The sequence below is a fragment of the Klebsiella huaxiensis genome, from assembly GCF_003261575.2.
Classification (GTDB): domain Bacteria; phylum Pseudomonadota; class Gammaproteobacteria; order Enterobacterales; family Enterobacteriaceae; genus Klebsiella; species Klebsiella huaxiensis.
The window spans coordinates 105803-117221 of sequence record NZ_CP036176.1; the positions used below are offsets into that span (position 1 = coordinate 105803).

The 11419-nt window shown below is 53.6% G+C and carries 14 protein-coding genes; 3 read left to right on the forward strand and 11 right to left on the reverse strand.

The genetic code is table 11. The features are described from left to right. Positions 1–61 precede the first annotated feature (61 nt). The 9 genes from DA718_RS30170 to DA718_RS30215 all read right to left on the reverse strand — a co-directional run bounded on the left by DA718_RS30170 (position 62) and on the right by DA718_RS30215 (position 4954). Positions 62–379, reverse strand: a complete 318-nt coding sequence (locus DA718_RS30170; RefSeq protein WP_112216743.1) for a hypothetical protein — start codon at positions 377–379, stop codon at positions 62–64. 28 nt (positions 380–407) lie between these two features. After that, complete coding sequence (locus DA718_RS30175) at positions 408–653, reverse strand: DNA polymerase III subunit theta (RefSeq protein WP_165370645.1); 246 nt, start codon at positions 651–653, stop codon at positions 408–410. Positions 654–837: 184 nt separating this feature from the next. Further along, the gene (locus tag DA718_RS30180) at positions 838–1029 is read right to left on the reverse strand and encodes a hypothetical protein (RefSeq protein WP_064349931.1); all 192 of its coding nucleotides are present in this window, start codon (positions 1027–1029) and stop codon (positions 838–840) included. A gap of 77 nt (positions 1030–1106) precedes the next feature. Beyond that, the gene (locus tag DA718_RS30185) at positions 1107–1532 is read right to left on the reverse strand and encodes an antirestriction protein (RefSeq protein ID WP_112216744.1); all 426 of its coding nucleotides are present in this window, start codon (positions 1530–1532) and stop codon (positions 1107–1109) included. A gap of 434 nt (positions 1533–1966) precedes the next feature. Continuing rightward, on the reverse strand, positions 1967–2749 hold the full coding sequence (locus tag DA718_RS30195; protein ID WP_110277162.1) for a hypothetical protein: 783 nt from the start codon (positions 2747–2749) through the stop codon (positions 1967–1969). Positions 2750–2802: 53 nt separating this feature from the next. Beyond that, a complete protein-coding gene (locus DA718_RS30200) occupies positions 2803–3222 on the reverse strand; it encodes a DUF1380 family protein (RefSeq protein WP_064349927.1) in 420 nt (139 codons plus the stop codon). Positions 3223–3266: 44 nt separating this feature from the next. Beyond that, complete coding sequence (locus DA718_RS30205; protein WP_064349924.1) at positions 3267–3488, reverse strand: hypothetical protein; 222 nt, start codon at positions 3486–3488, stop codon at positions 3267–3269. After that, positions 3488–4168 (reverse strand): DNA methylase, encoded by a 681-nt coding sequence (locus DA718_RS30210; RefSeq protein ID WP_064375853.1) that lies wholly within the window; start codon positions 4166–4168, stop codon positions 3488–3490. The genes DA718_RS30205 and DA718_RS30210 overlap by 1 nt, the downstream gene beginning before the upstream one ends. A 555-nt stretch (positions 4169–4723) precedes the next feature. Further along, the gene (locus DA718_RS30215; RefSeq protein ID WP_064360969.1) at positions 4724–4954 is read right to left on the reverse strand and encodes a hypothetical protein; all 231 of its coding nucleotides are present in this window, start codon (positions 4952–4954) and stop codon (positions 4724–4726) included. Between the two features lie 184 nt (positions 4955–5138). Here DA718_RS30215 and umuD point away from each other — a divergent pair, with 184 nt between their 5' ends. The 3 genes from umuD (at position 5139) to DA718_RS30230 (ending at position 7318) form a co-directional block, all read left to right on the forward strand. After that, positions 5139–5588 (forward strand): translesion error-prone DNA polymerase V autoproteolytic subunit, encoded by a 450-nt coding sequence (gene umuD, locus DA718_RS30220; protein WP_064360957.1) that lies wholly within the window; start codon positions 5139–5141, stop codon positions 5586–5588. Then, positions 5588–6862 carry a Y-family DNA polymerase gene (locus DA718_RS30225; RefSeq protein ID WP_064349913.1) on the forward strand — a complete coding sequence of 425 codons (1275 nt, stop codon included), beginning with the start codon at positions 5588–5590 and terminating at the stop codon, positions 6860–6862. Before umuD ends, DA718_RS30225 begins: the two co-directional genes overlap by 1 nt. Before the next feature lie 189 nt (positions 6863–7051). Then, complete coding sequence (locus tag DA718_RS30230; RefSeq protein WP_064349910.1) at positions 7052–7318, forward strand: hypothetical protein; 267 nt, start codon at positions 7052–7054, stop codon at positions 7316–7318. A gap of 1188 nt (positions 7319–8506) precedes the next feature. On the opposite strand, the gene DA718_RS30235 is transcribed toward DA718_RS30230, so the two are convergent. Then, the gene (locus tag DA718_RS30235) at positions 8507–9478 is read right to left on the reverse strand and encodes a ParB/RepB/Spo0J family plasmid partition protein (RefSeq protein WP_064349907.1); all 972 of its coding nucleotides are present in this window, start codon (positions 9476–9478) and stop codon (positions 8507–8509) included. Further along, complete coding sequence (gene sopA / locus DA718_RS30240) at positions 9478–10644, reverse strand: plasmid-partitioning protein SopA (RefSeq protein WP_064349905.1); 1167 nt, start codon at positions 10642–10644, stop codon at positions 9478–9480. The genes DA718_RS30235 and sopA overlap by 1 nt, the downstream gene beginning before the upstream one ends. Positions 10645–11419 lie beyond the last annotated feature (775 nt).

Consider the following 11419-nt stretch of genomic DNA (forward strand, 5'->3'; position numbering starts at 1 on the left):
CGAAGGTCAAGTAAAATGCAAACGGGTAGTGAGGTCACATACAATTACGCAAACGGGCACGTCAGGAACGAAAATGTTTTTCTTTTCTGTACAGCGCAACGCTGTACCAGGCTGAACTCAGGAAAGCAAAAACGTTAATCACCATTCTTAATTCGTTACCCGGTTCTTTCCCCTTCAGCATCATCGTCATGACGATGCCGGCAACGATAATCCATGCCACGCCAGTCCAGAGACGCATTTTATCTGCCACTACGTTTATCAGGACAAAAGCAACGGACAGGGTTGCCCCCCATAATGCGGGGACAGGCTGAAACGGGTTATACAAAAGGTTAATCCCGGTAAACAGAGCAACGACAGCAAACATGACTGACATACGCATACTTTTTCCCTCCACTGACCCACTCTCCTTAACCTTCTTCTGGCTTCTGATATTCAGGTGCATTTGCGCGCGGCAGCTGCTGGCTGTTCAGCCTGTGAATACGCAATCTCTCCTGGAAATATTCACGGAGATGCTCTGGCTGTTCACGCGCCGCGAGCTCGGGCACAACAGGCTTGTTCATACGCTCCTGCCATGCGACGGCAGCGGCCGCTTTATCGACGGAGACTTTGTCCTGATCTTCTTTTGAGAAAGAGGCGATATTCCACTTTGACATCGGCATTACCGGGTAAGAAACAACTTAGCGGAGAGTATACCCTTTCGCCGATCCTGTCGCCTGGTAACGGAGAGCGCGAGTGCGGCGCCGCAGGCGCGGCGAGACGCCTCTCCGGCAGGCGCAGCCTGCCCGGGTTTTCGCGCGGGCTGACAGGCGCCCTCCTGCCCGACGCCTGGCATCCAGTCTACTGTTCTTTTCCACCCTGTAAGATGAAATGACCGCCGAGATACACGGCACACTGACAGGTCATATATTCGCAGATTTCATCCATGACCTGCGCGGTTGTCAGTTCCCGCTGGCCGGAATCACGGCGGCGGGCATTGATCAGGGCTTTGTACTGTCGCAGTATTTCGCGGGATTCTGGCGCAATATTCATCCGTATCATCCTTAACCGGCGGGATTCCCCCGCCGTGTATTATGCAGTCTCTGAAAACATGCCATCCAGGTCGTTAATCATTCCAGCGCGGCGTAAATGGCGTGGCATTCCGGGTGAAAGGTAATGTGATTCCAGAGCTGGGCATCACGCAGCATGTAAAGGTGGGTCAGGGCCGGGTTATTGCAATCATGCCAGGCCGCCAGACGACGGTTAACAGCCATGCTGGTCAGGATAATGCCCGCCGCGTCGGCACTGACGGTACGATCGAACCAGTTTTCCGTGTGAACCAGATGTACTCGCCCACAATCCGGCATCATGTAGCCACCGCCTTCCGGCAGCCGAATGAAGTACCAGAAACAACCTTCATACTCCGGCATCAGTTTTTTCGCCAGGGCGTACACCTGTAACTCCGCGATCATAAAATCATTGCCGAACATGTACGGCAGGAAGGAAAGTCGATCGGACTCTTCAACATTCAGGACCGCGCGCGTTTTCAACTGCATGGTAAAAACCTCCGTAATCACATGGACTGCGACACCGGGCGGTGCCGTGCCTCCATAACAGACGGGCGGTCAGTCGGGAATGCAGGGGCGCAAGGGAAGCCGCAGCCTGACGCACACGGCAGGCGGGAGCTGAAGGGTGAGTCCGTGAAAACTGAGCGGGCGAACGACCGGAAGAACCCGGCTGACGGGAAGGAGGGACCGGGTGACCGCCGCGGCGAAGCGCACCCTTGCATTCGCGACAGCCCGGCTACGATGGAGGCACGGCACAGCCCGCATACGCCACAGTGATATCAGAGAGTGGTTTTCACCGATAAGGCCCGGAAACCGGGCCGGGTGAACGCGGAGCCGGCACGGGGACATCCTTTTAGCACTGGTCCTCTTACGCCGGCAGGCAAAAAAGGGAAGGACTCCCCTTTCCTCCCCCCGGCGGTTCCTTACACTGATCGGATTGTTGAAAATGCATTGCAGACAAGGGTGATTTCTGCGCGCGCTTCTGCCATGACCTCATGTAGCAGGGTTAAATCCATCCACCGGCGCGGAGGCTCTCCCGGAGTACGTAACACATCGCACATCTGCCCACACGCCAGGATCTGATCCACTTTGTCGCTGATAACAAAGAACTCAACGGCACTGTAGCGCGCGCCTTTGTTGAGGATGGCATCAAGCACCACCGGTACATTGTCGTCATCCTCGTCCAGCCAGCAGGGCATATCATTTTCTTTCACAACCAGACGGAAATTTCGTGTCTGGCGGTAAAACAGCGTTTCCCCGCGAGTGGTCAGCGCGGCCTCTATCCGGCGAGCATCCTCCCGAACCTGCCGGGAGATATTCCGGACGGCATGAAACAGACAATCGGTTACAGCGTGAATTTCCGGCTCCGTCAGCCATTCCCCGGCCCAGGGAAAGGATATTTGTGTCCCGTCCTCCGGAAGCTGTGGTGCGTCTGCATAACGGCTGCCGGATAAAATAATCTGCGCGGGCGTCCCGGCTATTTTTGTCATGGCAGTTTGCAGCTCTGCGGGTACGCCACCGGTACAAAGCAAAGGAAGCAGATGAACCATATTTGCCGCATCCAGACGGACATACATGCTTATCCATCCGGGTTTGTTTACCGGATCACGCTGATCAACATCGGTATGGTCAGGCCATCCATAATCAGCTATCAGATCACGCGCGCGGCGCATCACCAGGGCGTTTAGTGTGGTGGTTTCCTGCATGGTATCGTCCTCGAAACAGGTTAATGACACGCCGCCCGGGCGGCGTGCAGATTTCAGTTTTTCAGTAATGCGCGCACTTTCGCCGTATCAGAAAGGCGACGGGTCACGCTTTCCGGCACCGGATGGTTATCATCCCGGGCGGCCCATTCCCTGTGCCATAACGCCTGTTCGGCGGTCGTCAGCAGGGTTTCGAGCAGGTCAGCCGGCACCAGGACTCCCGCAACGGCCTCTTTCACTTCCTCGATCAGGCTCATCACCGCACCGGCAGACACACCCGACTCAAGCCGCTGGTCTTCCGGTATGGCGTCCATGCGCTCCAGCACCGCCTTTATGTCCTGTTCAGAAACGACACATTCCATCCCGCCGGCCAGCGCTTCGATATCCTCCGGGGACCAGACAATCAGGTTCAGCGGGGTTTCTGCGGGATAGTGCTCATTCAGCAACCGGCAGAGGGTTTCACAGGTTCCGTACATATTTTTTCTCCGTTGATACTGTGGGGCGGCACCGCCGCCCGCTGTCAGTCCTGAAAACTTTCATCCAGCATCAGGGCGATATTGAATGCCTTGTCCAGCAGTTCGCTGATACGCCGCAGACTCATGCCAGCCAGCCGTTCAGGCAGCCCGTCATGCCGGTAGTGATACTTTTCTTCCAGCACAGTGAGGGTGGTTTTCAGGTCGCACAGGTTGTTCGCCAGCCCGGCCATATCGCGGCGCAGGGTTTCGTGTCCGCCGTAGTTCATTACGCGGCCTCCGGATAAAAGACGTCGTTGGCGGCCGGGCGCTGCATGGCGCGCTGTACCGCTGACAGGCGGGCAATCCCCGCTTTGTGGTACTGCTCCATCAGTTCAATGCCGATGTAACGGCGCCCAGACTGGAGGGCTGCCACGCAGGTGGAGCCTGAGCCGGCAAACGGATCGAGAACAATGGCGTTCGGGTGTGTGAAGCTCTCGATCAGAGGTTGCAGGCTGGTAACGGGTTTTTCGGTCGGGTGGTGGCGGTTGCCGCTGTATTTCCAGCTCAGCACGTCCGGCAGCGGGTCCTGCGGCAGCGGCGGGCGCCCTTTCGCCAGGATATAGGCGCATTCATGGCGGTAGCCGACAAACGCGGATTTGGACGAGTACGTTTTGGTGAACACCAGATGCCCGACCACGCTGAACCCGGCGCTTTTCCATGCGGCCATAAAACGATCGACGCGGTTCCAGCCGTAAAAACTGACCATCAGCGCGTCTTTTTTGAGTACGCGATACATCTGATTGCAGGCAGGCTGGAGCCACTCGTCGGTTTTGTCCCCGGCAAGGGTGCGGCCGGCGCGGTCACGGAAGCCGACCAGGTACGGGGGATCGGTCAGAATGAAATCGACGGCGCGATCGGGAAAGCCGCCCATAATATCGATACAGTTACCCAGGATAAAACGGGACATAAGGATACCTCGTGGTGACAGGGGGCACCCAGGAGGACGTCGGTACGACGTCCGTTCCCTGCTGCCCGGAGCCTGTACGCCGCGACCGGTAACGGGTCAAGCTGACCGTGGAATACCGCAGCCGTCAGGCTTTCCGACGGCAAGGCTATGCCGCGAAAGCGGCTTGAAGGGCGCTCCTCAAAAGGCGAGTGGATGGCGTAAAATCACAACAACGCCGGACAGGAGCGGAAAAGCCGCCCGTCCCGTGTCCGCCCGGGCGCGGCACACTGGCTCCGGGCAGTGACTATTCCCGCGCCAGGCGCGGCATCGATGCGGAGCAGCGCGACATCATTATTTTCTGAAGTACCGGGCAGGAGAGGTAAAGGCGCCCACACAGGCACCGTGCGGCAGCGGACGCACAGGTGAACGGGTGAACGGCGGAAGAAACTTTCGGGAACCCGCTATCCACAGAGCGTCTGTTTAACTCTGTGGATAACCTGGAGGCAGCTGGCGGAGAAGAGCCATAAGGCAGGCGTCGCGTTAACTGTTCTTTTTTTGAGCAGAGTGAAAAGAATATCAGCGTGGCCGGGGCTTGTCTCCGACCAGGGACAGGCCGATATAAACCCCCGCCCCCCAGATAACCTGTGACAACACGAAGATCCACAGCGGGACGTCGAACACCAGAAGCGGAAGCAGGCACACGGTGACAATGCCAATCAGTTGACTGCCGTATTTTCTGCGTACAGGTTCACTGCTGTCGACCGGGACGCCGGCAAACCGGAGAACATTTCTGAAGCCGGGTGACATAAAGACCTCTTCGGGAATGAAATGCATTTGATATTAGTATATTACAGGATAACGGGGTCAGTGCCGTCCTGGCATGCGTTTTTGTTACATGACACTTTTTTTCGCCATCACAGCAGGGAGTTAGCGTGGGGAGGCGTAAAGAGGCTTGCAAAAACAAGCAGCCGGTAAAATAATTACTGTATATATGTACAGTAAAGGGAATAAAACGGTGAAATTCACATCTGCAGCACTCAACCCCGGAATACTTACTCTTCCGCTTTTCACTGAACGATGCGCGGCAGGCTTCCCCTCCCCTGCAGCCGATTACACCGAATCAGAACTGGACCTCAACGAGTATTGTATTCGCCGGCGCCACTCGACCTATTTCGTCAGGGCCATCGGAAACTCGATGACGGACATCGGTCTGTATTCCGGCGATCTGATGGTCGTCGATAAAGCGGAAAAACCCCGGCATGGCGATATCGTTATTGCCGAGATTGAAGGGGAGTTTACCGTCAAGCGGCTTCTGCTGACCCCCCGCCCTGCCCTGCAGGCGATGAACCCGGCTTATCCTAACCTGTACCCGGACCCGGAAACGCTGCAGATATTTGGCGTGGTGACCGCGTTTATTCATAAAACACGGGATACGGACTGATGTACGCCCTGGCCGACGTGAATTCGTTCTATGCCAGCTGCGAGAAGGTGTTTCGCCCTGATTTGCGAGGAAAACCAGTGGTTTGCCTTAGTAATAACGATGGCTGTGTAATCGCCCGAAGCGCGGAAGCCAAACGCCGACTGGGCATCAAGATGGGCACCCCGTGGTTCCAGCTGAAGGACACACAGTTCCCTGAGAAGCTGCACGTGTTCTCCAGTAATTATGAGCTTTATGCGAGCCTCAGTAACCGCGTGGTTGCGCTGCTGGAAGAGTTATCTCCCCGCGTTGAGCAGTACTCCATCGACGAATGCTTCCTGGACGTCAGCGGTATCAACCACTGTATAGACCTGGAAGCCTTCGGCACGCAGCTGCGTGAGCACGTTCGCAATGGCACCGGCCTGACGATCGGAGTCGGTATCGGCGCCACAAAAACGCTGGCGAAGTCGGCGCAGTGGGCATCAAAAGAGTGGCCGCAATTCCGCGGCGTGCTGGCGCTGACTCCGGCCAATCCGCGGCGAACGGCAAAGCTGCTATCCCTGCAGCCGGTTGAAGAAATATGGGGGGTTGGAAACCGGATAGCGAAGAAACTGAAAGTGATGGGGATCACCACGGCGCTGCAGCTGTCCCTGACTAACCCGACGTTCATCCGGAAAAACTTTAACGTGGTACTCGAGCGAACGGTCCGGGAGCTGAACGGAGAGAGCTGCATTTCGCTGGAGGAAGCAACGCCGCCCAAACAGCAGATCGTCTGCAGTCGCAGCTTCGGGCAGCGGATCACCACCTATGATGAGCTCCGCCAGGCCATATGTCAGTACGCTGAGCGGGCAGCTGAAAAACTGCGCGGTGAGCGCCAGTACTGCCGGCACATTTCCGCATTCATCAAAACCTCGCCGTTCGCCGTCAAAGAGCCGTACTACGGAAATATCTCGACGGAAAAACTGAGTACGCCAACGCGCGATACCCGGGACATTATCGCTGCTGCGGTTAACGCGCTGGACAGGATCTGGGTACCTGGCCATCGCTACGCAAAAGCCGGCGTCATGCTGAACGATTTCAGTCCAAATGGAGTCTCTCAGCTGAACCTGTTCGATGAGATACAGCCGCGGCCGCACAGTGATGAACTGATGAAAGTCCTCGATGGCATTAATCACTCAGGGCTTGGTAAGATCTGGTTTGCCGGCAGAGGTATTGCTCCTGAGTGGCAGATGAAGCGGGAGATGTTGTCGCCGGCATATACAACCCGCTGGAAAGAGTTACCGGTTGCCAGGTTTTAACCCGGCATGGCTCAGCCCGGGTCTGGCTTGCATGGCCACCAGGATGGGAACATGCAAAACAGGAAAAGTTATTCATCGATGAGCTATGGACAGCTCATCCAGCTTTCCATGAGAAGAAAAATAACTTATCGTTTAAAAAACCGGGTATCACTCTTTTATCAATAACTCTGGCAAATTAAAGGAATGCAAATGATAACTTTGGTAACTCTGGCCATCATCTCCATACCTGTGATCTATATTCTATGGGATAAGTATATTCGAATATACCCACTCTCCTACTTCGGCATCGGAGACGTGCAGCGTGTTGCCAACTGGGAAAATCCTGAATGGCGAGTGCGGGTTTTTTCTCGAGGCGGTATGACCAGCCATGAGTGGATAAAAATCAACACCTGTCAGCTTGAGGCGTTCAAATCAGAGCTGCAACGCAGAAAAGCTAAGTTTCCCTCCTCAGATTGAAAACGTCATAGCTTCTTCATGATGGATACTCAGGTAATTGCGATCAGTTATACAGCCCTCTCCCGGTTTTATCCTCCGTTTTTACGGATAATCAATATAGCTACCTCCGCCTATTAGATGGTTGGCATATACTGTGTCGGTCATGCCATCGTAGCCCCTTTCCTAACCCGTAGCTCTGAAATACTGTACGTAACGGGCCAGATACTCCTGAGACCGATCGGCCTGGAGGGATAGCCGCCGAGGAAATTATTTGTTTCCTGCCGAGCAATATCTTTTCACTCACTGCCGGCCTGCAGATGCGGAGTGCTTCCATATCCTTCGTTTATTTGACGGTGAGTGTAGGCCGGCAGGGTAATGTGAGCAGCATTATGTTCAAATGGGACCACGGTCCCAGCAGGCTGGCCGACGGTAGGAACATTGATTATGTAGGACCACGGTCCGAGCTGACCGACTGGCAGTGGGATCATTGATTAAATGGGACCACGGTACCAGCAGGCAGAACAACGGTAGCAGCATTGATTATGTGGGACCACGGTCCCAGCAGGCTGACCGACGGTGGATGCATTGACTAGGTGGGACCGCGATCCCAGCTGGCTGACCGCCGATGGGTGCATTAACTAAGTGGGCCACGGTCCCAGCTGGCTGACCGCCGCTCGGTGCATTAACTAAGTGGGACCACGGTCCCAGCTGGCTGACCGCCGCTCGGTGCATTAACTAAGTGGGACCACGGTCCCAGCTGGCTGACCGCCGATGGGTGCATTAACTAAGTGGGACCACGGTCCCAGTTGGCTGACCGCCGCTCGGTGCATTAACTAAGTGGGACCACGGTCCCAGCTGGCTGACCGCCGATGGGTGCATTAACTAAGTGGGACCACAGTCCCAGCTGACTGACCGCCGGTGGGTGTATTGATTAAGTGGGGCCACGGTGCCAGCTGGCTGACCGCCGATGGGTGCTTTAACTAAGTGGGACCACGGTGTCAGCTGGCTGACTGCCGGTGGGTGCATTGATAAAGGTGGGACCGCGATCCCAGCGGGCTGAGCGCCGATGGGTACATTGACTAAGTGGGACCGCGGTCCCAGATAACTGATGGCGGATGATTAGGGAAATATAGAAAGGGTAACCAATAAAGAATAAGGGTCGTTATGGTGAAGAACTTCTGAAATTAAAATTCTCCACCGTTCGGTATGTTATGAAGCTGTAGATCCCAGTTCTTTTAAAATGGCTTCAATTCTTTCAATACATTCTGCAGGCAAGCGCGTTCTGTCGAGGTTCAGTATAACTTTATCCCCCTTGTAGAGAGCAGATGCACCTGGTGCGTATTGATGCCGCGAGCTCAGATTAGATCTAACCGCAGGTGTATTTTTCAGAACAGCGGTCAGTAAAGTAATAACCTCATCGGCTTCAAAAATCACTCCCGCTTTCTTTTGCCCATGCAGGTTAGCAGCCTGTTTTATCAGTAATTCCTCTTTATCGGCAAAAGCTTTAAAGAGGGTTTCACCTGCCCGGGCTGAAAGTTCCCCAGGATGAGAGAAGAGGGCAACAACCGATTTTGGCAATCTGGATGTATTGATACAGCGACTGATAATCTTGCGCGAGATGTTTTCGGCATCGGCAAGCGCAGAGATATTGCCGGCAAATTCATTCTGCAGGCGAGTTGCATAACGATGCCCTCGTTCATAGGCGCTGGTTGGACGATAGTCATTACCTAGCCGTGACAGCGCCGCCATTTGTTCATCATCAAGGTCGCCGACAAGGATCCGATAGTCACTGGATGTCAGGATGGCAGCTTTTCGTCGACGACTACCATCCGCAATCTCAATAACACCTGAAACCCGACGCCCGAAAGCAGGTGTTTGCTGGCCTGCCAGTAAGAAGGATGGTATCAGGTCGTCCAGAGCGTCTTCTGTCAGAAGCTCCTGATCACGTTCATTACCTGACCAGACTCTGGAGTTACCTTCAACCGAGCTACCTGGGATAACTTCCAGTGTAAATTTGACTTCTCGCCCACATACAGGCAGAGCGATTGCATTTCCACGGGCCATTGCCCCAACACGAGCAATCAACGAATCAACCATTGGCGCGGCCGGAGCGGGGGACGTTGCCACTTCCGCAGGTGCGGTACTCGCAGAATGTTTTGGAATGACGGGGGCGCGTTTCATTATCTAATCTCCCAACGTGGTTTAATCAGGCGATCAAAAATTTCGTTGCAAACAGGCTCCCAGATAGACAGTGCATTACGCCAGGCGCCAGTGGAGGAACGCTGATCGATAGCCTGTTCGAAAACCGTTCTCATACGGATCTGACCTTTACCGACTTCATCCGTTTCGCGGACAACATTCTTCAAAACCATACTTCCCCAGGCATCTCGGATCTGCTCTTCCATCCAGGGAGACTGCGAACCATTGTTGTTAGAGTATTTAGTTAACAGGATGCGGACATCCGGCTCAAATCCTTTCAGATCAACGTTCTTCAATAAGTCACGCAGCATGTCAAAAAACTGCAGAGCGGAGGTGTAATCGAATAATTCTGCAGGCGTTGGTACAATCAGCACGTCGGCCGCACAAACCACATTGATAGTACCTATACCCAGGTTGGGTGCGCTGTCGATCACGATGACATCATAGTCATGAGCCACTGTTTCAATGGCTAAACGCAGCATCAGATGCGGATCGGTTGGCAGTTTTCCTTCATCAAACTTACCCATCAGTTCGGTTTCAATCCGATGTAATGCCAGGCAGGATGGAATGATATCGAGACCTGGCCAGCAGGTAGGTTTTACCGCATAGCTGGCATCATCTTTTTCGCCAAGATAGAAGGGGAGTAACGTGTCTTCAGCATGAATATGGAGATCGGGTACCCATCCGTGATACATCGATGCTGTTCCTTGCGGGTCGTTGCCTTCAACAAGCAAAACACGTAACCCTTTCAGAGCAAGATCCTGAGCAAGGTGAACAGAAACCGACGTTTTATAAACGCCACCTTTGTGAGCGGCGACGCCGATAACCGGTGGGAAGGCATCCTCTGAACGCCGCAGACGGGTACCAAAAACATCCCGCATGTGATTGATTTGTTCGATGGTATAGCCGACACGTTGTTCAACTCTGCCGCGGGTTTCAAGATCGGGGTGTGGCAGACGGCCTGCTTTCTCTGCATCCCTGATGGCCTGAGACGATACCCCAACTAAATCAGCGGCTTCACCAATCCTCCAGCGGCGGGTAATTTTGCGAGCCTCAGGGCTGTCATCATTGAATTGGGCAATCGCAATTGCTTTAGTCATTTCGTGGCCAGCGGTTATGCACTGGTTAAGTGTATCCATTAGTCCCATATTGAGCATCCTTTAATCATCACTTTGCATTATTTTATTAAATCTTGGAATTTAATGCAAAGCAACAATAAAAACGCAAAGTGAACTAAAACATGCAAAGTTGCTCACGAAATAGGCAGTTATCGATCTAGATCAGATGAGATTTCACGGATACTGCATACCGCAGTCAATAATAGTTACTACCGCTCGCCGCAGAACGCTTTCGCGCTCCGTGAGAAAGCGTTGAGGAAGCGGAAAAGAGCTGAACTTACTGAAAGCACTGACGCGCTGATGCCAATTACGCACACTAAATCTTTCCTGCTGTGAATATTCACTGTGGCATGCAATATATTGACTGTGGTATGCGATTCTATTATTCAGAGTGGCCAAAAGAGCCGATGAAGGTTACGTACTACAGTCAAGATTTGATCTGGTCGGGGAGTAGTGCGACATCATGACGATGAACTCATCGCGAGGTGTATTAAAAATATCACACCAGGTGACGGACTTACGTCAATTTTGATGTGAACTGGTCTGGCAGAGTTATTCATAGTGTCGATCCAATAAATGATCCTATAGAGATCATAGTGAGATCATAAAGAGATCCCCGGATCGTTTGAGCCCCCGTGTTGACTGGTCTTAAGGGGGCTCAGCATTGACTATAGCGTGTTAAATGTTGACTGACGTATGCATTATCTAATACTGTGATATGCAACGGTATTTACTGAGGTATGTATTTCCGTTGACTGAGATATGCATTTATACTTGCCCTTGTGGATAACCGTTGGGATCAAAG